At 71.6% G+C, this 26829-nt stretch carries 29 protein-coding genes; 23 read left to right on the forward strand and 6 right to left on the reverse strand.

All coding sequences use genetic code 11. The features are described 5' to 3' along the window. Window positions 1-128: 128 nt before the first annotated feature. From ACPYN4_RS02370 to ACPYN4_RS02395, 6 genes are all read left to right on the forward strand, one after another. Window positions 129-1166 (forward strand): aldo/keto reductase, encoded by a 1038-nt coding sequence (locus ACPYN4_RS02370; protein WP_424445533.1) that lies wholly within the window; start codon window positions 129-131, stop codon window positions 1164-1166. 88 nt (window positions 1167-1254) lie between these two features. Further along, entirely contained in the window at window positions 1255-1854 is a 600-nt protein-coding gene (locus tag ACPYN4_RS02375; protein ID WP_424445534.1) for a histidine phosphatase family protein, read from the forward strand. Window positions 1855-1958: 104 nt separating this feature from the next. After that, on the forward strand, window positions 1959-2933 hold the full coding sequence (locus ACPYN4_RS02380) for a hypothetical protein (RefSeq protein ID WP_424445535.1): 975 nt from the start codon (window positions 1959-1961) through the stop codon (window positions 2931-2933). Then, window positions 2934-4562 (forward strand): hypothetical protein, encoded by a 1629-nt coding sequence (locus ACPYN4_RS02385; protein ID WP_424445536.1) that lies wholly within the window; start codon window positions 2934-2936, stop codon window positions 4560-4562. It abuts the gene before it with no gap. Then, a complete protein-coding gene (locus ACPYN4_RS02390) occupies window positions 4559-5230 on the forward strand; it encodes an ABC transporter ATP-binding protein (RefSeq protein WP_281651976.1) in 672 nt (223 codons plus the stop codon). The genes ACPYN4_RS02385 and ACPYN4_RS02390 overlap by 4 nt, the downstream gene beginning before the upstream one ends. Continuing rightward, the gene (locus ACPYN4_RS02395) at window positions 5230-6540 is read left to right on the forward strand and encodes an ABC transporter permease (RefSeq protein ID WP_281651975.1); all 1311 of its coding nucleotides are present in this window, start codon (window positions 5230-5232) and stop codon (window positions 6538-6540) included. Before ACPYN4_RS02390 ends, ACPYN4_RS02395 begins: the two co-directional genes overlap by 1 nt. Before the next feature lie 10 nt (window positions 6541-6550). On the opposite strand, the gene ACPYN4_RS02400 is transcribed toward ACPYN4_RS02395, so the two are convergent. After that, complete coding sequence (locus tag ACPYN4_RS02400) at window positions 6551-7021, reverse strand: GNAT family N-acetyltransferase (RefSeq protein WP_281651974.1); 471 nt, start codon at window positions 7019-7021, stop codon at window positions 6551-6553. Window positions 7022-7075: 54 nt separating this feature from the next. Here ACPYN4_RS02400 and dapB point away from each other — a divergent pair, with 54 nt between their 5' ends. Further along, entirely contained in the window at window positions 7076-7891 is an 816-nt protein-coding gene (dapB, locus tag ACPYN4_RS02405; protein ID WP_281651973.1) for a 4-hydroxy-tetrahydrodipicolinate reductase, read from the forward strand. Beyond that, on the forward strand, window positions 7888-8343 hold the full coding sequence (locus ACPYN4_RS02410) for a tetratricopeptide repeat protein (RefSeq protein ID WP_281651972.1): 456 nt from the start codon (window positions 7888-7890) through the stop codon (window positions 8341-8343). Before dapB ends, ACPYN4_RS02410 begins: the two co-directional genes overlap by 4 nt. Window positions 8344-8355: 12 nt before the next feature. Here the strand turns inward: ACPYN4_RS02410 and ACPYN4_RS02415 are convergent, their stop codons facing one another. The 4 genes from ACPYN4_RS02415 to ACPYN4_RS02430 form a co-directional block, all read right to left on the reverse strand. After that, complete coding sequence (locus tag ACPYN4_RS02415; protein ID WP_281651971.1) at window positions 8356-9267, reverse strand: TIGR01777 family oxidoreductase; 912 nt, start codon at window positions 9265-9267, stop codon at window positions 8356-8358. Then, window positions 9260-9685: an OsmC family peroxiredoxin gene (locus ACPYN4_RS02420; RefSeq protein WP_281651970.1), complete on the reverse strand. Its 426-nt coding sequence runs from the start codon at window positions 9683-9685 to the stop codon at window positions 9260-9262. The genes ACPYN4_RS02415 and ACPYN4_RS02420 overlap by 8 nt, the downstream gene beginning before the upstream one ends. A gap of 95 nt (window positions 9686-9780) precedes the next feature. Continuing rightward, complete coding sequence (locus ACPYN4_RS02425; protein WP_424445744.1) at window positions 9781-10362, reverse strand: DUF4395 domain-containing protein; 582 nt, start codon at window positions 10360-10362, stop codon at window positions 9781-9783. 1 nt (window position 10363) lies between these two features. Continuing rightward, a complete protein-coding gene (locus ACPYN4_RS02430; protein ID WP_281651968.1) occupies window positions 10364-10801 on the reverse strand; it encodes a TlpA family protein disulfide reductase in 438 nt (145 codons plus the stop codon). Between the two features lie 107 nt (window positions 10802-10908). On the opposite strand from ACPYN4_RS02430, the gene ACPYN4_RS02435 reads away from it, so the two are divergent. The 13 genes from ACPYN4_RS02435 (at window position 10909) to ACPYN4_RS02495 (ending at window position 23256) form a co-directional block, all read left to right on the forward strand. Further along, a complete protein-coding gene (locus tag ACPYN4_RS02435) occupies window positions 10909-11736 on the forward strand; it encodes a thymidylate synthase (RefSeq protein ID WP_281651967.1) in 828 nt (275 codons plus the stop codon). Then, window positions 11733-12242: a dihydrofolate reductase gene (locus ACPYN4_RS02440; RefSeq protein WP_281651966.1), complete on the forward strand. Its 510-nt coding sequence runs from the start codon at window positions 11733-11735 to the stop codon at window positions 12240-12242. Before ACPYN4_RS02435 ends, ACPYN4_RS02440 begins: the two co-directional genes overlap by 4 nt. A gap of 178 nt (window positions 12243-12420) precedes the next feature. Next, window positions 12421-13185, forward strand: coding sequence for an SDR family NAD(P)-dependent oxidoreductase (locus ACPYN4_RS02445; RefSeq protein WP_281651965.1), 765 nt, complete (start codon window positions 12421-12423; stop codon window positions 13183-13185). Between the two features lie 37 nt (window positions 13186-13222). Next, window positions 13223-14200: a 4-hydroxy-tetrahydrodipicolinate synthase gene (gene dapA, locus ACPYN4_RS02450; protein ID WP_076691243.1), complete on the forward strand. Its 978-nt coding sequence runs from the start codon at window positions 13223-13225 to the stop codon at window positions 14198-14200. 62 nt (window positions 14201-14262) lie between these two features. Then, window positions 14263-15939: a ribonuclease J gene (locus ACPYN4_RS02455; RefSeq protein WP_281651964.1), complete on the forward strand. Its 1677-nt coding sequence runs from the start codon at window positions 14263-14265 to the stop codon at window positions 15937-15939. Between the two features lie 70 nt (window positions 15940-16009). Beyond that, entirely contained in the window at window positions 16010-16504 is a 495-nt protein-coding gene (locus tag ACPYN4_RS02460) for an N-acetyltransferase family protein (RefSeq protein ID WP_424445537.1), read from the forward strand. 64 nt (window positions 16505-16568) lie between these two features. After that, window positions 16569-19307, forward strand: a complete 2739-nt coding sequence (locus ACPYN4_RS02465) for a DNA translocase FtsK (protein WP_424445538.1) — start codon at window positions 16569-16571, stop codon at window positions 19305-19307. A 34-nt stretch (window positions 19308-19341) separates the two neighbouring features. Beyond that, entirely contained in the window at window positions 19342-19959 is a 618-nt protein-coding gene (pgsA, locus tag ACPYN4_RS02470; protein ID WP_239280434.1) for a CDP-diacylglycerol--glycerol-3-phosphate 3-phosphatidyltransferase, read from the forward strand. Then, window positions 19956-20501 (forward strand): CinA family protein, encoded by a 546-nt coding sequence (locus tag ACPYN4_RS02475; RefSeq protein WP_281651960.1) that lies wholly within the window; start codon window positions 19956-19958, stop codon window positions 20499-20501. The genes pgsA and ACPYN4_RS02475 overlap by 4 nt, the downstream gene beginning before the upstream one ends. Window positions 20502-20669: 168 nt before the next feature. After that, window positions 20670-20990 (forward strand): helix-turn-helix domain-containing protein, encoded by a 321-nt coding sequence (locus tag ACPYN4_RS02480; RefSeq protein ID WP_076691237.1) that lies wholly within the window; start codon window positions 20670-20672, stop codon window positions 20988-20990. Window position 20991: 1 nt separating this feature from the next. Next, window positions 20992-21216 carry a DUF3046 domain-containing protein gene (locus ACPYN4_RS02485; RefSeq protein WP_239280430.1) on the forward strand — a complete coding sequence of 75 codons (225 nt, stop codon included), beginning with the start codon at window positions 20992-20994 and terminating at the stop codon, window positions 21214-21216. Between the two features lie 242 nt (window positions 21217-21458). Further along, entirely contained in the window at window positions 21459-22511 is a 1053-nt protein-coding gene (gene recA, locus ACPYN4_RS02490; protein WP_315550539.1) for a recombinase RecA, read from the forward strand. Between the two features lie 67 nt (window positions 22512-22578). Continuing rightward, entirely contained in the window at window positions 22579-23256 is a 678-nt protein-coding gene (locus ACPYN4_RS02495; RefSeq protein WP_239280426.1) for a regulatory protein RecX, read from the forward strand. 27 nt (window positions 23257-23283) lie between these two features. Here ACPYN4_RS02495 and ACPYN4_RS02500 read toward each other — a convergent pair whose 3' ends face one another. Continuing rightward, entirely contained in the window at window positions 23284-24240 is a 957-nt protein-coding gene (locus ACPYN4_RS02500) for a 1-phosphofructokinase family hexose kinase (protein ID WP_239280424.1), read from the reverse strand. A gap of 92 nt (window positions 24241-24332) precedes the next feature. Between ACPYN4_RS02500 and miaB the strand changes: the two genes are divergently transcribed. Further along, window positions 24333-25886, forward strand: coding sequence for a tRNA (N6-isopentenyl adenosine(37)-C2)-methylthiotransferase MiaB (gene miaB, locus ACPYN4_RS02505; RefSeq protein WP_315550535.1), 1554 nt, complete (start codon window positions 24333-24335; stop codon window positions 25884-25886). Next, on the forward strand, window positions 25883-26800 hold the full coding sequence (gene miaA / locus ACPYN4_RS02510; protein ID WP_281651954.1) for a tRNA (adenosine(37)-N6)-dimethylallyltransferase MiaA: 918 nt from the start codon (window positions 25883-25885) through the stop codon (window positions 26798-26800). Before miaB ends, miaA begins: the two co-directional genes overlap by 4 nt. The last annotated feature ends 29 nt before the right edge of the window (window positions 26801-26829 follow it).

The following is a 26829-nucleotide window of genomic DNA, read 5'->3' on the forward strand; positions in this document are numbered from 1 at the left end:
GCAATGTTTACCGCCCGGCCCCCGCAATGACCGGTTGTGTCGGAGGCCTGGCCTACCCTCGGTACTACGCACCGGGGGGGTGCGGAGAACGCGGATCCTCCTGTGCGGCTCCGTGAGGGGGTGGACAGATGGGCTTCTTCGGCGTCGGCACGTCGCCCGCCCAGGCGAGCCCGCAGACCGGCACGCCGGCGGTCTCGGACCACCCGTCCGCGCCGATCCCGGTCCAGGGCGCTCCGCTGGGCGCGGCGATCCGCGTGCCGCTCGGCGAGACCGGCTTCGAGGTCTTCCCGCTGATCCTCGGCGGCGCCGAGTTCGGCTGGCACGTCGACATGGCGGCGGCCCACGGCATCCTCGACGCCCACCGCGAGCGCGGCGGGAACGCCGTCCACACCTCCGACGGCTACGCCGCTGGTCGCAGCGAGCACATCATCGGCCAGTGGCTCTATCGTCGCGGCACGCGCGACACGACCGTGCTGGGAGTGCGCGTCGGCACGAACCCCGACCATTCCGGTCTGGGACCTGTCAACCTCATCCGTGCCGTCGAGGCATCGCTCACCCGGTTGCAGACCGACCGGATCGACGTGCTGTACCTCGACGCGACCAGCGACCGGGTCACGGCTCTCGAAGACACCCTCGCGACGGCCGAGTGGCTCATCGAGGCCGGCAAGGTCCGCGCGCTCGGCTCGCTCGGGCACACCGCGGCACAGCTCGTCGAGGCGCGCATCCTGGCCTCCGCCGGGTACCCCCGGCTGACGGCGCTCGATGTGCCCTACAACGTGCTGCGGCAGACGGAGTACGACGGCGATCTGCGGCTGGTCGCCGGGGCTCAGGGCATCGCGGTGACGCCATCGCAGGCGCTGGAGCACGGCTACCTGGCCGGTGCCGTCCGCAGCCGCGCGGGCGTGGCCGACTCGGTGCGCGGCAGCCAGCTGGCGGCGGCGATGAACCGACGCGGCACCCGCACGCTCCGTGCGCTGGACCGCATCGGCGCCGAGCTGTCGATCCCGACGTCCGCCGTCGCGATCGCGTGGCTGCGCGCGCAGCGCACGGTCGTCGCGCCGATCGTGAACGTGTACGCCGTGAGCCATGTCGACGAACTCGTGCAGGGGATCGGCGCCCGTCTCAGCCGGGCGCACCTCGCCGAGATCGCCCGCGCCGCGCAGTAGCGCCACCGCGCGTCGCGGCAGGTCCGGCGTCGTCGGTCTGACGTATGGTGGAGGAGCCCCCACCCCCCTGATGGCGAGACGAGTGACCGTGACGCATTATCTGTATCTCGTGCGCCACGGTGAGCACCTCGACGCGGAGCACGGCCTCGAGGACGGACCGCTCTCGCCGCGGGGCAGGAGGCAGGCGGAGCTGCTCGCCGATCGCCTCTCCGGCGTGCCGCTGGCGGCCGTCTGGCACTCCCCGCTGGAGCGTGCCGCCGAGACCGCGCGCGCCGTCGCGGAGCGTCTGCCCGCCGTCACCCCGGAGCCCTCGGCGCTGCTGTTCGACTGCATCCCGACGGGAATGACGCACGACACGCCCGCGATCTACGAGCCGTTCTTCGGGTCGTACACCGACGCCGAGGTCGATGCCGGGCACGCCCAGATGGACGACGCCGTCGCGGAGTTCCTGGTGCGCAAGCCCGACACGCACGAGTTGCTGATCACCCACAACTTCGTCATCGCGTGGTTCGTGCGCGAGGTCCTGGAGGCGCCGCAGTGGCGGTGGCTGACGATCAATCAGGCGCATTGCGGGCTGACCGTCCTCGCGCAGCGGGCCGCCCGGCCCTGGGCGCTCGTCGCCCACAACGATCTCGCGCACCTGCCGATGGAGCTGCGGACCGGTCTGCCGGAGGTCCCGCCGGTCTGAGCGTCGGCCACATCATCCTGAAGGATGACATTGCGGCGGTGAGGCATGTCCTATGAGCCCGCTGTGTCAGGATGAAGGCACAACGCCCCCTCCGGAGGACACCCATGAACCGTCGCCGTTTCGCCGTCGCGCTCGCCGCGGCATCCGCTCTCGTCCTCCCGCTCGCCGCCTGCGCGCCGGGCGACGGGACGACCGCCTCGCCGGAGGAGCTCTCGCCGTTGACCGCCTACCTGTCGGCCGGGTGGGGTGGCGACCTCGACCAGGAGGAGCAGCAGGCGAAGTTCGAGGAGCAGCAGAAGAAGATCGAGGAGCTGCAGGCGCAGTGCATGGCCGAGCTGGGGTTCGAGTACAAGCCGATGGACACCACCGGCGGCATCTCGTACGGCGGCGGCGAGGAATGGAAGCCCGACGACCGCGAGTGGGTCTCGCAGTACGGCTACGGCATGGTGAATTGGCCTGGCCGCGACGCGGCCCCGGTCGAGGAGACCGAGTTCGTGGACCCGAACCAGGACTACGTGGCGAGCCTGTCCGAGTCGGAGCAGGCCGCCTACTACGAGGCGCTGTACGGCCCGAGTCCCACCGAGGAGGAGCTGAACGACGACGGCTCCTACGAGTGGAACTGGGAGACGGCGGGCTGCTCGGGCTGGGCGCAGCACGAGCTGAACGGCGAGGACCCGTGGAGCTCCGGCGAGCACCAGGACCTCACCGACGCCATCAACGACTTCTACGCCGAGATGCCGAACCACCCCGACCTCGCCGACCTGAACGCGAAGTGGGCCTCGTGCATGGCGGATGCCGGTGAGCCCGGGTTCGCGACGCAGCAGGAGGCGACGGACTCCATCTCGCAGGAGCTCAACGCGTACTACGAGAACCAGACCGAGTACATCGAGGACGACCCGGCGCTGGACGAACTGGGCGAGCGCGAGATCGCCCTGGCCCTCGTGGACCTGGACTGCCGGGAGAAGGTCGACTACCGCGCGCAGTACCAGAAGGTCACGTATGCGCTCGAGGAGCAGTTCGTCGCCGATCACAAGGCCGAGCTCGACGCGTTCAAGGCGGACGCCGAGGCGGGCCGCTGAGTGGGGCCGAACGACGATCCGGAGTTCGACCGCCTGATCGCCGCTGACGGCGCCGCCGACGAGGTCGCCGACGGCGATGTCGCCGCGGGTGATGCCGCGGGGGCGTCGCGCGTGAGCGGCTGGCGGCGGGTGTTCACCGGCAACCGGGCGCTGTGGCTGGTCGCCGCCGCGGCCGTGGTGGCGCTCGTGGCAGGGCTGCTGGTGGGCAGATTCGTGCTGTCGCCCGCCGACGCGGCGGCCTCCGGCGAGCCGCCCGAGGCGGGCCTGGTGACGGTGCCCGTGGAGTTCGGTGCGCTCAGCAACGATGTGACGATCCGTGGTGAGGTCGCGTATGCGGATGCCGTGGACGTGACGATCGACACATCCGGCCTCGGCGGCGCCGCCGTCGTCACCGGCAACGTCCCCGAGGTGGGCGCGATGCTCGACCCGCTGTCGGTCGCGCTGACGGTCTCGGGCCGTCCGGTGATCGTCCTGCCCGGCGAGCTGCCCGCCTACCGCAGCCTCGCGTTCGGCATGACCGGACCCGATGTCGTGCAGTTCAAGCAGGCCATGGCCGCGGTCGGCATCGACGCCGGCGACCCGGCCTCCGACGTCTTCGACGAGAAGGCGGCCGCCGCGGTCGGGGCGCTGTACGCGCAGGCCGGCTACACGGCTCCCGTTCCCGCCGAGGGCGCCGCGGAGGGGGTGTCCGCCGCCGAAGACGGTGTCGGTGCCGCGCAGCTGTCGCTCGCGTCGGCGCGGGCGGATCTCTCCCGTGCCGGGGCCGGTGCCTCGGCGGAGCAGGTGCGCGAGGCCGACGTGGCGATCGCGCAGGCGCAGCGCGAGCTCGCCGTGGTGCAGGCCAGCAAACCGGCCGACCCCGCCGATGCCGCGGCGATGGCCCGCTGGCAGGCCGACGTCGGCAACGCGCAGGACAACGTCGGGCTCGCGCAGCTGCGCCGGCAGCAGCTGGACGCCGCCCCCGACACCGCCTCGGCGCGCGCCGGGGTGCAGGCGGCCGAGCAGCAGCTCGCCGATGCCCAGCGCGCGCTCGCCCGTGCCCGCCAGGACGCCCTGCCCACGCTGCCGGCGGGGGAGGTGCTCTACCTCACCGATCTTCCCCGCCGCGTCGACGCCGTCAACGTGACCCGTGGGCAGACGCTGCAGGGGGCGGCGATGACGGTGTCCGGTGCGACGATCGCGCTGACCGGGTCGATCGCCGAAGCCGACGCGGCGCTGCTGGCCGTCGGCGACCGCGCCGTGTTCGACCTGCCCGACGGCGCGGAGCACGCCGCGACGGTCGAGGCCCTCACCCCCGGCAAGAGCGCCGGGGAGCGCTGGTCGGTCACTCTCACGCCGGAGGCGCTGACGACCGAGCAGGCGCAGCAGGTGCAGGGGCGGAATGTCCGCGTGACCATCCCGGTGGGATCCACGAGCGGCGAGGTGCTGTACGTGCCCGTCGCCGCGCTCACCGCAGGCCCGGGCGGCGAGTCGCGCGTCGAGGTCGTCGAGGGCGACCCGCGCGACGGCGAACGCGCCCAGACGCGGATCGTCGTCGTGGAGACGGGTCTTGCCGCCGGCGGTCAGGTCGAGGTGACGGCGACGGACGGCGACCTCGGCGAGGGCGACCTCGTGGTGGTCGGACGGTGACGCTGATCGAACTGCGTGACATCACGCGGTCGTTCCCCGGGCCGCCCGAGGTGCAGGCGCTGAAGGCGGTGAACCTGTCGATCGTCGAGGGCGACTACGTCTCCATCATCGGACCCAGCGGGTCGGGCAAGTCCACCATGCTCAACATCCTCGGTCTGCTTGACCGGCCCACCGTCGGCGAGTATCGCATCGACGGGGTCGTGACCGGCTCTCTCAGCGAGGACGAGCGCGCCGCCGTGCGGGCGCGCCGCATCGGGTTCGTCTTCCAGTCGTTCCACCTCATGCCGCGGCGCACCGTCCTCGACAACGTGCTCATGCCGATGCTGTACAGCGGCGTGCCGCGCGCCGAGCGCGAGGAGCGCGCGCGGCAGACGCTGCGCCGCGTCGGCCTGGAGCACCGCGTCGACTTTCTGCCGGCGACGCTCTCCGGTGGCGAACGCCAGCGGGTCGCCGTGGCCCGCGCCGTCGTGAGCGCGCCAAGCGTGCTGCTGGCCGACGAGCCGACCGGCAATCTCGACGGCGCGACCTCCGGTGAGGTCATGAACCTGTTCGACGAGCTGCGCGCCGATGGGCTGACCCTCGTCGTCATCACGCACGATCCGGCGGTGGCCGCCCGCGCGTCGCGCCGCGTGCGGATCGCGGACGGCCGGCTGAGCGAGGTCGCCTGATGGCGCGGCCCTCCCGCCCCTCGTGGCTGCGGCTGCCGCGGCGCCGCGCGGATGCGCGGACGGCAGGATCCGCGCTCGTGGAGCCGGTGCCGCACGCTGATCGGTTCCTGTTCCAAGACCTGCTCGTCGAGGCGACCGCCGACATCGGGTCGCGACCGGGGCGCCTCGTGATGACGATCGCCGGCACCGTGCTCGGCATCGGGGCGCTCGTCGCGACGGTCGGCTTCGCCCAGACCGCTGCGCACCAGATCGCGCGACAGTTCGACGCCGTCAAGGCAACCCAGGTCGTCGTCTCCCCGGCCGAGGCGCAGACGCGCGGCGGATCGGTCGCGACCTCACGGCTGCCGTGGAACGCGGTCGACCGAGCCGAGACCCTGGTCGGCATCGAGTCGGCCGTCCTCCTCGCCGAGCTGTCGCTGGGGGAGGATGCCATCACCGCCGTGCCGATCCACGACCCGTCGGCGGCGGCCACGGCATCCCCGGCCCTCGCTGCGGCGACCCCCGAGCTGCTCGACGTGCTGCGCGGGGCGATCGTGACGGGCCGCATGTTCGACGCCGGGCACGAGGACCGTGCCGATCGCGTCGTCGTGCTCGGCACGCGCGCCGCCGACCGTCTGGGCATCAACCGGGTGGACAGTCAGCCGGCGATCTTCATCGGCGACGTCGCGTATGCCGTGATCGGCATCTATGGCGGACTGCAGGCGAAGGGCGACCTGCTCGACGCCGTGGTCATGCCGCTCTCGACGGCCCAGCACGACCGGGCGCTGGCGGCGCCCGGAACACTGCAGGCGCGCATCCTGCCGGGAACCGGCCCGCAGCTCGCGGAGCAGCTGCCGCTGGCGCTGCGGCCCGACGACCCGGAAGGGCTGGAGGTCACGGCCCCCGCGGCGTCGTCGTCGCTCGGCGAGAACGTGCAGGCAGACGTCAACATCGTCTTCCTCGTGCTGGGGGCGATCGTGCTGCTCGCCGGGGCGCTCGGCATCGCGAACGTGACGATGCTGAATGTCATGGAGCGGGTGCCCGAGATCGGCCTGCGGCGCGCGCTCGGCTCATCCGGTCGTCAGATCGCGGGCCAGTTCATCGTCGAGTCGGTCGTCATCGGCCTGCTCGGCGGACTCATCGGCTCGGCCCTGGCGGTCGGCGCCGTCGTCGGCATCAGCGTCGCGCAGCAGTGGACGCCCATCGTGGACCCGTGGGTCGCGGCGGGCGGCGTCGTGCTCGGCGCGATCGTGGGACTCGTCGCGGGAGGGTTCCCCGCGCGCCGCGCCGCCCGCATCGAGCCGGTCACCGCACTCCGCGGCGGCCACTGAGCCCGACGCGTCAGTCGAGTCGCTTGCCGTACCAGCGCGTCGCGTTCGGGTTGTCGTTGTAGGGCGCGATCGCCTCGAACCCGGAGCGGGCATACAGGCCGCCCGCCGCCGCGAGGGTGTGGTGCGTGTCGAGGACGAGCTCGGCCGCTCCCCACTCGCGTGCACGGCGCTCGAGGTCTTCCAGCAGCAGACGCCCCCAGCCGCGACCGCGGGTCTCTGGCCTCAGATACAGATGCTTGACCTCGTACCTCACGCCGGCGGGACCGTCCTCGATGCGGCGGATGCCGCCGCATCCGACATCGGGGCCGTCGTCGACGGCCACGACGAACACGCCCGCGGGAGGCGTGAAGACGGATGCCGTGGGGAAGACCGGCCGGTAGGTCTCGCCCCGCGGAAAGGCTTCGCCGCGCATCTGGAAGTACTCCGTCAGCAGCGCCCGCGAGCGCGGATCATCGACGGGGAGGGGGACGAGGGTGGGCATCTTCCGAGGGTAGCCCGCCGTCTCGGCCCCTCGCCGACCCCGTAATCTGGTGGCATGACGACGAGAGTGGCCCTCGTGGGCGGCACCGGCAAGCTCGGCGGGATCATCGCGGGCGTGATCGATGCCTCCGACGGCTTCGAGACGGTCGCCGTGCTCGGCTCCTCGAGCGACCTGGCTGACATCGACGGTGCCGACCTCGTCGTGGATGCCTCGACCCCCGGGGTCTCCGTCGACGTCGTCCGCGCCGCGATCGAGCGCGGCATCAACGTCCTCGTCGGGACGTCGGGGTGGTCGTCCGAGCGCATCGCCCTGGTGCGCCCCCTGGTGGATGCCGCCGGCACGGGCGCGGTGTTCATCCCGAACTTCTCTCTCGGATCGGTCATCGGCTCGGCCCTGGCCGCCGCGGCCGCGCCACATTTCCCGTCGATCGAGATCGTCGAGGCGCACCGCGAGACGAAGGTCGACTCGCCGAGCGGCACGGCAGTGCGCACCGCGGAGCTCATCGCCGACGCCCGCGCCGAGGCGGGCCCGGTCTCCTCGCCCCATGTCGATCAGCGCGCCCGCGGCCAGCAGGTCTCGAGCGTGCCGATCCACTCGCTGCGCCGCCCCGGCGTTGTCGCCCGGCAGGAGACGATCCTGTCCGGCCCTGGCGAGTCGCTCACGATCGTCCACGACACCGTCGAGCCGGCTCTGGCCTACGCCCCCGGCATCCGCGTCGCCCTGACCGCCGCCCGCGACGCGCGCGGCGTCATCGTCGGCCTCGACGCGCTCATCGATCTGGGCCTGCGGCCCCGCCAGGCGCCCGCCGCCGAGGCCCCGGTCGACGAGGGCGCCGCCCCGGGCCAGGTCGCCCGCACCACCGGCGCATGAGCGCTCGCATCGGCGTCGCCGTCATGGCGGTGCTGCTGGGGCTGTACATCGTGCTCGTCGCGCAGCGCGCGTGGCTCCTGCTCGTCTCCGGCGAGCCGGTCGGCATCGCGATGGGCGTCGCTCTCGTCGTGCTGCCGGTCATCGCGGCGTGGGCGCTGTGGCGCGAGATCATGTTCGGCCGGGGCGCCGAGCGCCTCGCCACCCGCCTCGAGGCCGAGGGCGGTCTCCCGTCCGAGGAGGTCGACGTGCGGCAGAGCGGACGGGTCGACCGTGCGCAGGCCGACGCTCTGTTCCCGGCGTACCGCGCCGATGTCGAGGAGCATCCCGGCGACTGGCGTGCCTGGTTCCGGCTCGGTCTCGCCTACGACGGCGCCGGCGACCGCACCCGGGCACGGCAGGCGATCCGCAAGGCCATCACGCTGGCGCGGTCCGATTCCACGCCCGGCGCCTGAGCCGGCGGCGGATCAGACCGGGACGGCGGCGGCCACGGCATCCTCCACCGTGGGATGAGCGAAGACGAAGCCCGATGCCGACAGTGCCCGCGGCACGACCGGCAGGTCGCCGAGGAGCAGACCGTCCGCGGCGTCGCGTCCGAGCGTGGCGCGCAGCGCCCACGCCGGGACGCGGACGAGGTAGGGACGGTTCATCCGCCGCGCGAGGGCGAAGCCGAGGTCGTTGGCCGTCGCGCGTTCGGGCCCGGTGAGGTTGACGGGGCCCGTCAGACCGGCGTCGATGACGTGGCGGATCGCGCGGACTTCGTCGTCCAGGGAGATCCACGGCCACACCTGCGTGCCGCGGCCGAGCGGGCCGGAGACCCCCAGTCGCGTGAGCAGCAGCAGGGGCTTGAGCACGCCCTCGGCGTGCACCACCGGAGCCGTCCGCAGGACGGCGACTCGCGCCCGTTCCCCCGCCCCGCGCTGCGCCGCCGCCTCCCACTCGCCGCAGAGGTCCGCCAGGAAGGACTCGCCGCGCGGCGCGTCCTCGGTCAGCTCCATGCCGCGCCCCGAGGGGTAGTAGCCGACGGCGGATGCCGACACGAACGTCGGCGCGTCCTCGCCCAGGCGCCGCACGGCGGCCGCGAGGGCTTGAGTGGGGGCGATCCGCGACCAGACCAGCTCGTGCTGGTACCGCTTCGTCCAGGGGAACCGACCGAGGGTCGCGCCGTTCAGCCCCACGACGGCGCGCGCGCCGGCGAGTACATCGGCGTGCAGCGGCTCCCTCCCGGGATCCCACGCGATCTCGTCGGCTGCCTGCGCCGGCCGCCGGACGAGCCGGGTGACGGCGACGCCGTCGGCGCGCAGCGCCGCCACCAGCGCCCGGCCGATGAGGCCGGAGGCGCCGGCGACGACGACGCGCGCGTCGGGACGATCAGCCAAGCGTGGCCTCGAGGGTGATCTCGATGCCGGCCAGCGCAGCCGAGACGGGGCATCCGGTCTTCGCCTCGCCGGCGATGCGGGCGAAGTCCTCCGCCGACAGGCCCGGGACCACGGCGTTGACGTTCAGGTGGGAGCCGGTGATGCCGGTGCCGGGGATGAAGGTCACCGAGGCCGTGGTCTCGATGCTCTCGGGCGGGGTGCCGTTGCCCGTCAGCGCGTGCGAGAGCGCCATGCTGAAGCACGACGAATGGGCGGCGGCCAGCAGCTCTTCGGGTGTCGTGACCGACGTGGACCCTTCGCTGCGGGCCTTCCAGTTCACAGCGAACGGCCCCTGATTCGAGCTCTCCAGCGCGATCTGGCCGGAGCCCTCGGCGAGGGAGCCCTTCCAGCTGGTGGTCGCTTCGCTCGTGACGCTCATGACTGTCCTCCCGTGTCCCCGCAGGGACGTCGCTGACGGGCGCCGATCCGCGCCCGTCATGAGCCTAGACGCGGGGGCCGGGGGAGGGAACCGGGTCAGTCCGGGCGGCCCCACAGGCCGACGCGCTGCAGGAGCAGGTACAGCTGGCATCCCAGGCACAGCCCGAACACCGCGTTGAGGAACGCCGCGATGAACGCCATGCCCGCCGCGATCGGCAGCGCCCACGGCACGCCGATCAGGTGCAGGAGAAGCCCGACGCCGGTCACCAACAGGCCGACGCCCTGCGCGAAGCGCGGCGGGCGCGGGTCCTCGAGGTCCGTCGGCGGCGCCAGCCGCGGTTGCACGAGTCGGCGGTAGAGCACACCCCACGGTGCCGTGCGTGGTGAGACGACGCCCCAGAGGAAGAGCAGTGCGATCACGAGCAGCAGGAGGAACGCGGGGTCGGCGGCGCGCTGGGCGACCGTGAGGGTCGGCAGCAGCCAGGAGCCGGCGACGAACGCGAAATCGGAGTCCGCCAGCGGCTGATAGGCGAACCAGCCGAAGGTGGCGGTCGCGCGCGCCGTCGACGCGCCGATCAGACCGAGGAACACGTCCACGAGCAGCAGCACCGCGGTGACGGATGCCGCGAAGCGCGGTCCGCGCGGATCGATGCCCTTCGGGGAGGCGGGGCGGGCGATGTCAGACACGGGCATCCTCGGCGGCCACACGACCGAGTTCGAGTTCCACGGCGCCGCGACTCGGCGTGCCGCCGAACCGGGTCTGGATGACCCCGTTGCGGTCGAGGATGAGGGTCGTCGGCGTCTGCAGCACGTGGAAGTGCTTGGCGATATCGGGACGGTGGGTGAGGTCCACGTCGAGGTGGAGCACCCCGTCGTGCGCGTCGGCGATCGCGCCGAGCGTGCGGTGCACGCCGGGGCAGCGCGCGCACATCTCGGTGCTGAACTGGAGCAGCGTGGCGCGCTCGCCGAGCGCGGTGGCGCCCAGCCGCTCGGGTTCGACGATCTCGGCGGGGTTCTGCCGCCGCGGCCGGCTCTGCTGCCAGCGGAGGACGAAACCGCCGCCGACGGTCACCGTGAGCAGGGCGGCGAGGACGATCGCGGCTTCCGACAGGTTCACAACCCCTCACCCTAGACCGCCACGGCCGTGCGACGGCCCGATGCCGCCCAGATGACGAACCGTGCGTCACAGAGCCGGTGCGCACCGCCGCCGGTAACCTGGCAGTCATGAGCGCGCACCCGGCATCCGGCCACCCCGTTCCCACCCCCTACGAGGACCTTCTCGCCGATGTGGTGCGCAGCGGCGTGCACAAGGACGACCGCACCGGAACCGGGACCACGAGCGTGTTCGGGCGGCAGATCCGCTTCGACCTGTCGCAGGGGTTTCCGCTCATCACGACCAAGCGCGTGCACCTGAAGTCGATCGTCTACGAACTGCTGTGGTTCCTGCGCGGCGAGTCCAACGTCGGCTGGCTGCAGGAGCACGGCGTCACCATCTGGGACGAGTGGGCCGACGAGCGCGGCGAGCTCGGCCCCGTCTACGGCGTGCAGTGGCGGTCGTGGCCGACACCCTCGGGCGGCCAGATCGACCAGATCTCCCAGGTGATCGAGCAGATCCGCACCAACCCCGACTCGCGCAGGCTCATCGTGTCGGCGTGGAACCCGGCCGACATCCCCGACATGGCGCTCGCGCCGTGCCACGCGCTGTTCCAGTTCTACGTCGCGGACGGAAAGCTGTCGTGCCAGCTCTATCAGCGCTCGGCCGACATGTTCCTGGGCGTGCCGTTCAACATCGCGTCGTACGCGCTGCTGACGATGATGATCGCGCAGCAGACGGGCCTCGAGCCCGGCGACTTCGTCTGGACGGGCGGCGACTGCCACGTCTACGACAACCACCTCGAGCAGGTGCGCGAGCAGCTCTCCCGTGAGCCCTACCCGTACCCGACGCTGTCGTTCGCGCGAAAGCCCGACTCGATCTTCGACTACACCTACGACGACATCGTCGTCGAGGACTACCAGCACCACCCGGCGATCCGCGCCGCGGTGGCGGTGTGAGCGCGCCCGGCCCGCGTCTCGGGCTCATCTGGGCGGAGGCCCGCGGCGGCGTCATCGGCAAGGACGGCGGCATGCCCTGGCACGTGCCGGAGGACCTCGCGCACTTCAAGGAGCGCACGACGGGACATCCGGTCATCATGGGCCGGCGCACGTGGGAGTCGTTCCCGGAGCGGTTCCGTCCGCTCCCGGACCGGCGGAACATCGTGGTGACGACGGATGCCGAGTGGGCCGCCGACGGCGCGGAGCGCGCCTCGTCGCTCGACGAGGCCCTCGCGCTCGTGGGCGACGCGCGGGAGGTCTGGGCCATCGGCGGTGCGCGCCTGTTCACCGAGGCGATCGAGCGGGCCGACCTCCTGGAGGTGACGGAGCTCGACCTGGAGGTCGAGGGGGACACGTTCGCCCCCGATCGCTCCGGGTGGGACGTCGCGCGCATCGATCCCGCCGACGGCTGGACCGTCTCACGCACCGGCGTGCCCTACCGCTTCCTGACGCTCATCCGCGCCTGACCCTCATCCTCGGGCGTCTCGCGCGGGCGGGTGACACCCGGCATCCGCCCGCGATGTCACGGACACAGGAGACATCGCGCACACAGGATGTGTGATCGTCACCACGTCCTGTTTCGGCGTTTTCTCCTGTCTCGGTGATGGCCTGACACGCCGCATGCATCGCCGGTAGCGTGACGGAATGGCGAAGACGGCACTCATCACCGGCGCGAGCTCGGGTCTCGGCGCGGAGTTCGCGCGACAGCTGGCATCGAAGGGTGCGGACGTGGTCCTCGTGGCGCGAGACCGGGCGGCGCTGGACGCCGTCGCCGAGCGGCTGCGCGCCGAGTTCGGTGTCGCGACCGAGGTTCTGGTCGCAGACCTTACGACCGACGAGGGCACGGATGCCGCGGCATCCCGCCTCTCCGACCCGACGCGGCCAGTCGAGGTGCTCGTCAACAACGCCGGGATAGGGCTCGACCTCGACTTCGCGAGGAACGACATCTCCGTCGAGGAGCGGCACCTCGACCTGCACGTGCGCGCGACGATGCGCCTCACGCACGCGGCGCTGCAGCCGATGCTCGCGCGGGGACACGGGCGGATCATCAACGTGGCATCCGTCGCGGCGTTCCTCCCGCGCGGCACGTACGGCGCGGTCAAGGCGTGGATCGTCTCGTTCAGCCGGTGGGCGAACGCCGTGTACCGGCCCCGCGGCGTGAGCGTCACCGCGGTGTGCCCCGGCTTCGTGCACACGAACTTCCACGAGCGGCTCGGGCTGCCGCCGGGTCAGGAGGGCATCCCCTCCTTCATGTGGCTCGATGCGCCCGACGTCGTCCGGGAGGGGCTGCGCGCCGCCGCCCGCGGCACCGCCGTCTCGATCCCGTCGCTGCGCTACCGGGCCATCGTCGCCGTCGTGCGGATGCTCCCGGCACCCCTCGCCGCCCGGCTCGCCCGCACCGGGCGCTGACGCACGGCGAGCGTATCCGAACCGATAACCTGGACGCATGACGCACACGGGCAACCCCTTCGGTCAGGTCCTCGTCGCGCTCGTCACCCCGATGACGGCCGACGGTGAAGTCGACTGGCCCGCCGTCGAGAAGCACATCGACGACGTCATCACCGCCGGCGCCGACGGCATCGTCGTGACCGGCACCACGGGCGAGACCTCCACCCTTACCGACCCGGAGAAGCTGAAGCTCGTCGAGGTCGGCAAGAGCGTGTCCGCCGGCCGCGCGAAGATCATCACGGGCGGTGGCTCCAACGAGACCGCACACGCGATCGAGCTGTACAAGGCCAGCGAGAAGGCCGGCGCCGACGGCATCATGATCGTCACGCCGTACTACAACAAGCCCACGCAGGCCGGCATCCTGACGCACTTCCGCCTCGTCGCCGACGCCACCGATCTGCCGGTGATCCTCTACGACATCCCCGGCCGCACCGGCGTACCGATCAAGTACGAGACGATCCTGCGTCTCGCCAAGCACCCGAACATCCTCGCGATCAAAGACGCCAAGGGCGACTTCAGCGAGGTCAGCCGGGTGCTCAACCAGACCGACCTGATGTACTTCTCCGGCGACGACGCGAACGCGCTGCCACACATGGCGATCGGCGCCACCGGGCTCATCGGCGTCACCGCGAACATCGCGCCCGCGCCGTACCGCGTGATGGTGGATGCCGTGAACCGCGGCGACCTGGCCGCAGCGACCGCCGCCCACCAGAGCCTCGAGCCGCTCGTCCGCGCCGTCATGACGCACGTGCCCGGCACGGTCAGTGCGAAGTACATCCTGCACGGCCTCGGCCGGATCTCGAGCCCCCGCGTCCGCCTGCCCCTCGTCGGGCCGGAGGAGTGGGAGGCCGCCATCATCGAGGACGAGCTGGCGCTCGTGAAGGGCGTCGACGGCGCCGACTTCTCGAACTTCCGGCCCGACCGCAACGCCGCCGCGGGCGGCGCACTCCCCAAGGTCCACGGCACGACCCGCTGAGACCGCAGCGCTGAACAGCATGGAAAAGAGCGGATGCCGCGGCATCCGGTGAAAGGCATTCGATGCCCACGAACGTGTACGACCCGCCCGCCCTCGAGAAGGGCACCCTCCGGGTGATCCCCCTCGGCGGCCTGGGTGAGATCGGCCGCAACATGACCGTCTTCGAGTTCGACGGCAAGCTTCTGATCGTCGACTGCGGCGTGCTCTTCCCCGAGGAGCACCAGCCGGGCGTCGACCTCATCCTCCCCGACTTCGAACCGATCAAGGGGCGCCTCGACGACGTCGTCGGCCTCGTGCTGACGCACGGCCACGAAGACCACATCGGCGCCGTGCCGTACCTCCTCAAGCTCAAGAGCGACATCCCGCTCATCGGCTCGCAGCTGACGCTCGCGCTCGTCGAGGCGAAGCTCAAGGAGCACCGCATCAAGGCGTACACGCTCACCGTCGCGGAGGGGCAGGAGGAGCAGGTCGGCCCGTTCGACCTCGAGTTCGTCGCGGTGAACCATTCCATCCCCGATGCGCTCGCCGTCGCGATCCACACGGATGCCGGCACGGTGCTCGCCACGGGCGACTTCAAGATGGACCAGCTGCCGCTGGACGGTCGGCTGACCGATCTGCGCGCGTTCGCGAGCCTCGGAGAGGACGGGGTCGATCTCTTCCTCGTCGACTCCACCAACGCGGACGTCCCCGGGTTCACGCCGCTCGAGCGGGCGATCGGTCCTGTCCTGGATCAGGTGATCGCGAAGGCGCCGCGGCGCGTCATCGTCGCGAGCTTCTCGAGCCACGTGCACCGCGTGCAGCAGGTCATCGACGCCGCCGCCGCGAACGGCCGCCGCGTCGCGTTCCTCGGCCGCTCGATGGTGCGCAACATGACGATCGCCGAGGAGCTCGGCTACCTGCACGTGCCGGACGGCGTCCTCATCGACTACAAGAAGGCCAAGGACCTCCCGGACGACCGGATCGTCTACATGTCCACCGGGTCGCAGGGTGAGCCGATGGCCGTGCTGTCGCGCATGGCGAACCTCGATCACGCGATCGAGCCCGGTCCCGGCGACACCGTGATCCTGGCATCCAGCCTCATCCCGGGCAACGAGAACGCCGTCTACCGCGTGATCGACGGACTGACGAAGCTCGGGGCCAACGTCGTGCACAAGGGCAACGCGAAGGTGCACGTCTCCGGCCACGCCGCCGCCGGCGAGCTGCTGTACTGCTACAACATCCTGCAGCCGCGCAACGTCATGCCTGTCCACGGCGAGTACCGGCACCTCATCGCGAACGCGAAGCTCGCGCAAGACACCGGCATCCCCGCCGAGAACACGATCATCGCCGAGAACGGCACGGTCGTCGATCTGCAGGGCGGGGTGGCGAAGGTCGTCGGCCAGCTCGACCTGGGCTTCGTATACGTCGACGGCTCCACCGTCGGGGAGATCACCGACGCCGACCTCAAGGACCGCCGCATCCTGGGCGAAGAGGGCTTCATCTCGGTGATCGTGGTGGTGGATGCCGCGACCGGCCGCATCATCACGGGACCCGAGATCCACGCCCGCGGTTTCGCGGAGGACGACAGCGTCTTCGACGACGTCAAGCCGAAGATCGCCGCCGCGCTCACCGAAGCGGCCCAGTCCGGCGTGCGCGACACGCATGCGCTGTCGCAGGTGGTGCGCCGCACGATCGGCCGCTGGGTCAATCAGCGTCTGCGCCGGCGCCCGATGATCGTCCCGCTCGTCATCGAGGCGTAGGCCCGCGCGCGACCCGGCGATCACCGGGAGCCGTCATCGAGGCGTAACACCCGGTCGCTACCATCGACCCATGCCCGCCAGCTTCCGCATCCGCCCCGCCACCCAGGCGGACGGCGCATTCCTCGGCGACATGGTCGTCGAGGCGGCGAACTGGGGTCAGGGCGGCGCACGACCGCGGCACGAGGTGATCGCGCATCCCGACCACAGCAGGTATGTCGCGGGGTGGATGAGGCCGGGGGATGCCGGGTTCATCGCCGTCGACGCGCAGGATCAGTCGATCGGCGCCGCCTGGTACCGGATGCTGCCGCGCACCGATCCCGGCTTCGGGTACATCGGCACGGGTGTTCCGGAGCTCATCATCGGGGTGCGCCCGATCTGGCGCGCTCACGGCGCCGGCCGGGCGCTGCTGCAGCGCCTGTGCGAGCACGCCAGGGCGCAGGGCTTCGCCCGGATCAGCCTGTCGGTGGAGCGCGGCAACTTCGCGCAGCAGCTGTACCGCAGCGAAGGCTTCGCCGTGACCGAGGCCGGCCACGGCCGCGACACGATGGTCAAGCGGCTGCGCTGACGCAGGCGCGCATCCCGCCGCGTCAATCCGCGGATTCTGCCCCACCCGCGCCTACCGTGGAGTAATGGCACGATCGAGCACGCCCACGAACGCCCGCGCGTCCGCGAAGGGCTCCTCCTCGCGTGCCCAGAAGTCCGGCGCGCGGCGGCCCGATCCGGCGCCCAAGCGCTACGTGGACGACGTCGACAAGCCGCCGGTGATCGTCCGGGCGTGGCTCGGCCTCGCGCACGCCACCGGCGGGATGTTCCGCGCCTTCGGTCCGGAGGCCCTCGAGAAGGATCAGCGTCGCGACGGATTCCCGTTCCTGCTGGTGCTGCTCGCCGTCGCCGGGGCGGTCGTGGAATGGTTCCTCATCGGCACCGACGTCGGCACGAACATCAGCGCCTTCACGGTGGGTGCGCTCATCGGCCGGGTCGCCTTCATCATGCCGGTCCTCCTGCTGCTGCTCGCCGGGTGGCTCTTCCGGCATCCGTCCTCGGTCAACGACAACGGGCGGGTCGGCATCGGCTTCGGCCTGTTCGTCCTGTCGATCGCGGGCTTCTGCCACGTCGCGGGCGGTCAACCGCAGCCCAATCAGGGCCTGCCCGCGCTGAGCGAGGCCGGGGGCCTGTTCGGCTGGGCGATCGGCGGGCCGCTCACGGTCCTCACCGACATCGGCGCCTATGTCGTGCTCGGTGTCATCAGCTTCTTCAGCGTCCTCATCATCACCAAGACCCCGCCGAACCGCATCGGCCGCCGACTCGGCGACCTGTACGCCTGGATGTTCGGCGCGGAGCGCCCGCAGGCGACGGATGCCGCGGCCACCGGCCCCACGGTCGCCTTCGGGCCGGTCGACGATCAGGACGCGGAGAAGGAGCCGTCGCTGCCGTGGTGGCGCCGCAACAAGTCGGGTCGCGAAGAGGATGCCGACGGCAACCTCGGCGCGGATGACCTGACCGCCCTGCTCGATCCGCAGGGCGTCGGCGGGTTCGATCAGGCCGCCGTCGCCGTGCCTGCGACGCCTCCGGTGCCGCCGCTGCCCGTGCTTCCCGATGCCGCGACCGAGATCATCGACCCCGCCGTCATCGCCAGCGCGAAGAAGGCGGCCCGACGCGCGGACACCGGCATCCGGGAGGACAGCGGCGAGATCGTCCTCGACGACGGCGTGCTGCCCGGCATCTCCGCCCTCGGCGACGACCACGACGGCCGGCCGCCGCAGGCCCCGTACCGGCTGCCCTCGGTCGCCGCCCTCGCGCAGGGCACGCCGCCCAAGGCGCGCTCGGAGGCCAACGACCGCGTCGTCGCGGCGATCATGGGCGTGTTCGACCAGTTCGGCGTCGACGCGAAGGTGACGGGTTTCTCCCGCGGCCCGACGGTCACCCAGTACGAGATCGCCCTCGGCCACGGCGTCAAGGTCGAGCGCATCACGGCGCTCACCAACAACATCGCCTACGCCGTCGCCTCCAACGAGGTGCGCATCCTCGCGCCGATCCCGGGCAAGAGCGCGATCGGCGTCGAGATCCCCAACACCGATCGCGAGATCGTCACTCTCGGCGACGTGCTGCGCTCGCAGGCGGCGACGAGCCAGACCCACCCGATGACGATCGGCGTCGGCAAGGACGTCGGCGGCGGCTATGTCGTCGCGAATCTCGCGAAGATGCCCCACCTGCTGGTCGCCGGTTCCACCGGCTCGGGCAAGTCGAGCTTCGTGAACTCGATGATCACGTCGCTGCTCATGCGCGCCAAGCCCTCCGAGGTGCGGATGGTGCTCATCGACCCCAAGCGCGTGGAGCTCACGAGCTACGCCGGCGTGCCGCACCTGATCACCCCCATCATCACGAACCCGAAGAAGGCGGCCGAGGCGCTGCAGTGGGTCGTGAAGGAGATGGACATGCGGTACGACGACCTCGCGTCGTTCGGGTTCCGCCACATCGATGACTTCAACAAGGCCGTCGTCGCGGGGGAGATCAACCTCCCCGTCGGCAGCGAGCGGGTGCTGAAGCCCTACCCCTACCTCCTCGTCGTCGTCGACGAGCTCGCCGACCTCATGATGGTCGCCCCGCGCGATGTGGAGGACTCGATCGTCCGCATCACGCAGCTGGCGCGCGCGAGCGGCATCCACCTCGTCCTCGCCACGCAGCGTCCGTCGGTCGACGTCGTCACGGGTCTCATCAAGGCCAACGTGCCCTCGCGTCTCGCGTTCGCGGTCACGAGCGTCACCGACTCGCGCGTCATCCTCGATCAGCCCGGCGCCGACCGGCTCATCGGCCAGGGCGACGGCCTGTTCCTGCCGATGGGCGCCTCGAAGGCGCTGCGCGTGCAGGGCGCGTGGGTCGCCGAGAGCGAGATCGAAAAGGTCGTCCACCACGTCAAGAACCAGGCCCGCCCCGAGTACCGGGCCGACGTCGCGGCGGTGGCGGAGAAGAAGGAGATCGACGCCGACATCGGCGACGACCTCGAGCTGCTGCTGGCGGCGGCGGAGCAGATCATCTCGACGCAGTTCGGCTCCACGTCGATGCTGCAGCGCAAGCTCCGGGTCGGCTTCGCCAAGGCCGGGCGCCTCATGGACCTGCTCGAGTCCCGCGAGATCGTCGGGCCGTCCGAGGGGTCGAAGGCCCGTGACGTGCTCGTGACGCCCGACCAGCTGCCCGAGGTGCTCGCGCGCCTCCGGGGCGACGACCCGCCGGCCGCGGCGCCGTCTTCCGGCGCCTCGGGTGCCGACCCGTACGGGCCCGATGCGGTCGACACGCAGTTCGACGGCCTCGAGGTCGTCGACGGCGACGAGGGCTCCGAGGATGCCTGGGGGCTCACCGGCCGCGACTGAGGTCACGCGGCGGGGCGGCCAGTAGGCTCGGCACGTGACGATCCCCCGGCAGCTTCCGAACGCGATCACGATCGTGCGCATCCTGTGCGCGCCGGTCTTCCTGTGGATGCTGCTCGCGGATGCCGGCGCGGACGGCGCGCTCCGCTGGTGGGCCGCCGTGCTGTTCATCGTGGCGATCGCGACGGACGGCATCGACGGCCACCTCGCGCGAAAGCACGACATCGTCACCGACCTCGGCAAGCTGCTGGACCCCATCGCCGACAAGGTCCTCACCGGGTTCGCGTTCATCGGCCTGTCGATCCTCGGCGAGCTGCCGGTGTGGGTCGTCGTGGTGGTGCTCGTGCGCGAGATCGGCATCACGGTGCACCGGCTCGTCGTCGCATCGAACCACGTCGTCGCGGCCGCTTGGATGGGGAAGCTCAAAACCGTCGCGCAGGCCGTCGCGCTGTCGCTCGCGCTGCTGCCGCTGTGGACGGTGGTGGGGGAGTGGATCCACGTCGTGAACACCGTGACGATGTGGATCGCCGTCATCCTCACGATCGCGAGCGGCATCGACTACGTCGTCACCGAGGTGCGCGGCTCCCGCGCGTCACGCCCGTCGCGCAGGCCCCGACCGTCGCAGCCGAAGGATGCCGGGGGGAGCCCGTCATGAGTCCGTTCCACCCACCGTCCGAGCTCCCCGACGAGCTCGAGAACACCCTCGTCTCGGTCGGGCGCCGCACCGACGCCGAACGCCTCGTGGACCGGCTCGGCGAGCTCGGCTGGACCGTCGCGGTCGCCGAATCGCTCACTGGCGGGCTGGTCGCGGCATCCATCGTCGCGGTCTCCGGAGCCTCCCGCGTGCTGCGCGGCGGCGTCGTCGCCTACGCGACCGACGTCAAGGCGAGCCTGCTGGGGGTCGATGAGACGCTGCTGAGCGCCCACGGTCCGGTGCACCCGCGCGTCGCGCGGCAGATGGCCGAGGGGGTGCGCCGGGTGCTCGGCCACGAGGGCGTCCCCGCCGACATCGGCATCGCCACGACGGGGATCGCCGGCCCCGTCTCGGCGGACGGGCAGCCGGTGGGAACGGTGCACCTCGCCGTCTCGACGCCGCTGGGGTCGCGGGTCGAGTCGCTGCAGCTGGAGGGCGACCGCGACGGCATCCGCGCCGAGTCGGCGGCGCGCGCCCTGCGACTGGCGCTCGACGCGCTGTGAGCGCCCGCAGATGACGGCGGGAATACCCGATGTGTCGGCTCCGTTACGTATGAGCGATTCCCAACCATTCCCCAGCACGAGGGGTCTATCGTGGCCAGCAAGTCCTGTACTGTTGTCCACCCGGGACAAGGTTTTCGACCGAGGAATCGCTGAAGGAGGGGGCCCGACATGATCCTGGTTCGTCAAGAGATCGGCGAAGTCCTGCGCGACTTCCGCCTGCAGAAGGGCCGCACCCTCCGTCAGGTCGCAGGCCGCGCGAGTGTCGCCCTCGGCTACCTCAGCGAGGTCGAGCGCGGTCAGAAGGAGGCGTCCAGCGAGATCCTCGCGTCCGTCGCCGAAGCGCTCGATGTCCCGATCTCCACCATCATGCGTGAGGTCGGCGACCGCATCTCGGTGCTCGAGGGCTTGCAGGTCTTCCCCGACGTCGTGCCCGACGACCTCGCGGCGCTCGGCGACGAGATCATCCAGCCCGAGCTCTCGCTGCGCTGACGTGCGGCGCAGCGAGTTCACGCGCGCCGTCACCGCCGAGTTCGGCGGCCGCGGCGCGGCCCTCGTGGCAGACCTGGCCCTCGGCCCGCTGGACTATCGCACCGCCGCGCAGGCCCTGGAGGACGGCGTGCCGCCCCGGGAGATCTGGCTCGCCCTGTGCGAGGAGGCCGATGTGCCCGAGTCGCGTCGGCACGGCGTGGGGCTCATCCAGACACGCAAACGCTGAATCGCGGATGCCCGCACGCGGCGTGTCGTCGTATTTTTGTTCGACTGACGCATAGGCTCCTCCACAAGAGGTGAAACGGGCGTCTTGTCCACAGATGCGGGTCCACCGCCGACCGATGTCGGAGGTCCTCCCTAACGTGAACAGGGTCATCACGACACCTCCGCCTTGTCGCAGCATCCGTCCCGTCGGGAGGGAGCGCGACAGCCTACAGGCGACGGAACCGCGACCATAAGGAGCACGTCATGCCCTCACCCGCCGACCGCGAGAAGGCCCTCGAATCGGCCCTCGCCCAGATCGACCGCCAGTTCGGAAAGGGCTCGGTCATGCGACTGGGCAGCGATGACCGCGCTCCCGTCGAGGTCATTCCGACCGGCTCCATCGCCCTCGACGTCGCCCTCGGCGTCGGTGGCCTGCCCCGTGGCCGCATCGTCGAGATCTACGGTCCCGAGTCCTCGGGAAAGACGACGCTGACCCTGCACGCGATCGCCAACGTGCAGCGTGCCGGCGGCATCGCCGCCTTCATCGACGCCGAGCACGCGCTCGATCCCGACTACGCCCAGAAGCTCGGCGTCGACATCGACCAGCTGCTGGTGTCCCAGCCCGACACGGGTGAGCAGGCGCTCGAGATCGCGGACATGCTCGTCCGCTCCGGCGCGATCGACCTGGTCGTCATCGACTCGGTCGCCGCCCTCGTGCCCAAGGCCGAGATCGAAGGCGAGATGGGCGACTCGCACGTCGGCCTGCAGGCCCGCCTCATGTCGCAGGCGCTGCGCAAGCTGACCGGTGGCCTGAACCAGACCGGCACGACGATGATCTTCATCAACCAGCTGCGCGAGAAGATCGGCGTGTTCTTCGGCTCGCCCGAGACCACCGCCGGTGGCAAGGCGCTCAAGTTCTACGCGTCGGTGCGGCTGGACATCCGTCGCATCGAGACGCTGAAGGACGGGACGGATGCCGTGGGCAACCGCACCCGCGTGAAGGTCGTCAAGAACAAGATGGCCCCGCCGTTCAAGCAGGCCGAGTTCGACATCCTGTACGGGGTGGGCATCTCCCGGGAGGGAAGCCTCATCGACTTCGGCGTCGAGCATGGCATCGTCAAGAAGTCGGGCGCCTGGTACACCTATGACGGCGAGCAACTCGGCCAGGGCAAGGAGAACGCGCGCAACTTCCTGCTCAATAACGCCGACATCGCCGCCGAGATCGAGCAGAAGATCCTGCAGAAGCTCGGCATCGGTCAGCCCAAGGTCGTCGACGCCGCTCCGGTCGCCGACCTCGCCGAGCGTCGCCCGGCCTGATGTTCCGGCAGGGTTCGACAGCAGGTGCTTCGGTGCGCCCCGCGGCCGGGCGTGAGCCGGGTGAGCCATGCGTGACGACCTCGCACCCGTGATCCCGCTGTTCGGCGGGGCGGCTTCGGCCGCTCCCGCCGAACGCGGCGCCGCTCCGGCGGACTCGTGGCACACGACGTGGACCGCGCCTGTCGACCGCGGCGCGGATCCGGCCGCACGCGCCGACGCGGATGCGGCGGCACAGGACGCGGCACCCGACGTCGCGGAGATCGCCGCCGCCGCCGAGGCCGCGCTGCTGCGCAGGCTGCGGACGCGTTCACTGTCGATCCGTGAGGCGCGCGCGGTACTGCGGGAGCGCGAGCTGGACGAGGCCTCCGTCGACGCCCTCGTCGAGCGGTTCGTCGGGAACGGCTACCTCGACGACGCGAGACTCGCCGAGCAGCTGATCCACAGTGGTGTCGAGCGCAAGGGGCAGGGACGTCTGATGCTGTCCCAGGCGCTCGGCAAGCGCGGCATCCCGCGTGAGGTCATCGACGCGGCGCTGGCCGAGCTGCCCGACGACGAGGCTGAACGCGCGCTCGCGTTCGCCCGGCAGAAGGCGCGATCTCTGCAGGGCCTCGACCGCGACACCGCGCTGCGACGGCTCTCCGGACAGCTGGCGCGACGCGGCTACGGCAGCGTGGCGCTCTCGGCGGCGCGGCAGGCGCTCGACGAGGCCGCCCGGCCGCCGGCGCGCGGCGTCCGCTTCGAGTAGCGGCCAGGCGACGTCGGGTTCCGGCCGTCACATCCACGCGGCGGCGAGCTCGACCTCCAGGAGTGCGACGTGCTCGGCGCCGCACAGTTCGGTGCCGGGCAGGGCGGCCGTGGCCGCTCCCGCGGCGGCCGCGGTGCGGAACGCGTCGGCGACGGGGCGCCCCTGGGCCAGGCGCAGGACGAGTCCGGCGAGGAACGCGTCGCCCGCGCCGACCGTGCTGCGCACCTGCACCTGGGCCGCCGGCAGCCGCAGGACGGCCTCGGCGCTCACGAGCACGGCACCCGCGCCGCCGAGTGTCAGCGCGACCAGCTCGCTGCGACCCTCCTCGATCAGCAGGCGTGCGGCGGCGATCTGCGCCTCCACGTCGTCGAGCGCGGTCCCGACCAGCTCCGCCAGTTCGCGCCGACTGGGGGCGACCAGGTACACGCCCTCGTCGAGCGCGGCGCGCAGCGCGGGCCCCGACGAGTCGATGACGGCCCGCGCCCCGTGCCGCTGTGCGGCGCGCGCGATGCGGGCGTAGAAGTCGTCGGGCACCCCGGGTGGCAGACTGCCGCTCGCGACGACGTAGCCGCCCGACGGCAGCTCCTCCGCCGCCGCCAGAACGGCGCCCCACTCCACCTCCGACAGCTCGGGGCCCTGCAGCACGAACCGGAACTGCTGCCCCGTGTCGGTCTCGTTGACCGTGAAGCTCTCGCGGGTGCTCCCCGCGATCCGGATCGCGCGCGCCGTCACGCCCTCGTCCTCGATCAGCTCGCGGTAGGCCTGCCCGGTCGGCCCTCCCGCCGCGAACAGCGCCGTGGACGTCCCGCCCAGGTTGCGGATCGCGCGGGACACGTTGATGCCGCCTCCGCCGGGATCGAGCCGCGTCGGCCCGCACCGCATCTTGTGCTCGGCCACCACGCGCCCCACCGACGTCGTGACGTCGAGCGCGGGATTGATCGTGATCGTCAGGATCGGAGCGTGCCCCGTTGCGGCATCCACCATGCCGTCAGTGTAGGACGAGGGCGGAGCCGGTGTCGCCGGCGCCGCGCGAGCTCCGGCCTGCCTGCACAGACGGCTCGTACAATGGTGCGATCATGACTTCTCCGTCTGCCGCCCCGACCCTCATCGCACCGTCGACGGCCGCCATCGCCGCCGACGGCCGCCCGCGCACCTACGAAGTGCGCACCTTCGGCTGCCAGATGAACGTGCACGACTCCGAGCGGCTGTCCGGCTCGCTCGAGTCCGCTGGCTACGTGCGCGCCGACGCCGGCGTCGAAGCGGACGTCGTCGTCATCAACACGTGCGCCGTGCGCGACAACGCGGCCGGCAAGCTCTACGGCACCCTCGGTCACCTCAAGAGCCGCAAGGACAAGCACGACGGCATGCAGATCGCCGTCGGCGGATGCCTCGCCCAGATGGACAAGGACGCCGTCCTCGACAAGGCGCCGTGGGTCGACGTGGTGTTCGGCACCCACAACATGGGCTCCCTGCCGAGCCTGCTCGAGCGCGCACGGCACAACGGCGACGCGGAGCTCGAGATCCTCGAGTCGCTCGAGGTCTTCCCCTCGACGCTGCCCACCAAGCGCGACGCGGTCCACAGCGGCTGGGTGTCGATCTCGGTCGGCTGCAACAACACCTGCACCTTCTGCATCGTCCCGCACCTGCGCGGCAAGGAGAAGGATCGGCGCCCCGGCGACATCCTCAGCGAGATCAAGCTCCTCGTCGACGACGGCGCGGTCGAGGTGACCCTCCTCGGCCAGAACGTCAACAGCTACGGCGTCGAGTTCGGCGACCGGCAGGCCTTCGGCAAGCTGCTGCGCGCCGCAGGGGAGATCCCGGGCCTCGAGCGCATCCGCTTCACGAGTCCGCACCCCGCCGCCTTCACCGACGACGTCATCGACGCGATGGCCGAGACGCCCGCCGTCATGCCGCAGCTGCACATGCCGTTGCAGTCCGGCTCCGACCGCATCCTCAAGGCGATGCGCCGCTCGTACCGCAGCGAGCGGTTCCTCGGCATCCTCGACCGGGTGCGCGAGCGCATCCCGCACGCGGCGATCTCCACCGACATCATCGTGGGATTCCCCGGCGAGACCGACGAGGACTTCGAGGACACCCTGCGCGTCGTCGAGCAGGCCCGGTTCGCGAGCGCCTTCACCTTCCAGTACTCGATCCGTGAGGGCACGCCGGCGGCGACCATGCCCGACCAGGTGCCGAAGGCCGTCGTGCAGGAGCGCTACGAGCGCCTGGTCGCCCTGCAGGACCGCATCAGCCTGGAGGAGAACCAGAAGCAGGTCGGTCGGCGCATCGACGTGCTCGTCTCCACCGGGGAGGGGAAGAAGGATGCCGAGACGCACCGCCTCACCGGGCGCGCCGAAGACAACCGCCTCGTGCACTTCGAACTGCCCGCCGGCAGTGTCGTGCCGCGCCCCGGTGACGTCGTCTCCGTGACGGTCACCCACGCCGCTCCGTTCCACCTGCTGGCCGACAGTCCCGACGGAGCGCCGTTGCAGATCCGCCGTACCCGCGCCGGCGACGCCTGGGATCGTACGCAGGCCGAATCCTGCGGTGTGCCGGCCCCGGCTGTCTCGCTGACGGCGGACGGCCGTCGTGCGGTCGGTCTCGGCATCCCGACGCTGCGCCCCGCGTGAACCCAGCCCGGCTGTGGGCCGTCGTCGGCGCCACCGGCACCGGCAAGACGGACCTGTCGCTGCGCCTGGCGGCGACCCTCGCACAGCGCGGCCGGCCCGCCGAGATCGTGAACGCCGACGCGATGCAGCTGTACCGCGGCATGGACATCGGCACGGCGAAGCTCCCCGTCGCCGAGCGACGCGGCATCCCGCACCACCTGTTCGACGCGCTCGAGGTCACCGACGAGGCGGCCGTCGCGTGGTATCAGGATGACGCTCGCACCGCGATCGGCGAGATCCACGCGCGCGGCGCCGATGCGATCCTCGTCGGAGGCTCCGGACTGTACGTGTCGAGCGTCGTCTACGATTTCCGTTTCCCGCCCCACGACGACGCGGTGCGTGCCGAGCTGGAGGCCGACCTCGCCCGCGAGGGCGCCGGCTCCCTCTACGCGCGCCTGCAGCGGCTCGACCCGGTCACGGCGGCGCGGATCGATCCCCGCAACGGGCGTCGTGTCGTGCGGGCGCTCGAGGTCGTCGCGCAGGGGGCGGACACCCACGGGGCGGCGCTTCCCGACGAGCCCGCGCTCTGGCATCCGGCGACGACGCTCATCGGCGTGGAAGTGGAGCGCGCCGCACTCGTCGAACGCCTCGACCGGCGGGTCGAGGAGATGTGGCGGGTCGGCCTTCTCGACGAGGTGACGCGGCTGCGCGAGCGCGGACTGGAGCGCGGCATGACGGCGAGCCGGGCCATCGGGTACGCGCAGGCGCTCGCTGAGCTTCGCGGCGACCTGAGCCGTGACGAGGCGATCGCGCAGACGCAGGCCCTGACGCGCCGCTACGCGCGTCGCCAGGTGTCGTGGTTCCGGCGCTACCCGGGCATCCGGTGGGTGGGGCCGGGGGCGGATGCCGGAGCGATGGCAGACTCGGTGGGATGAGCTCGGACCCGCGGAACTAGACTGGGCGG

Origin of the sequence: Microbacterium sp. CH-015 (assembly GCF_049707015.1) — a bacterium.
Taxonomy (GTDB): domain Bacteria; phylum Actinomycetota; class Actinomycetes; order Actinomycetales; family Microbacteriaceae; genus Microbacterium; species Microbacterium aurum.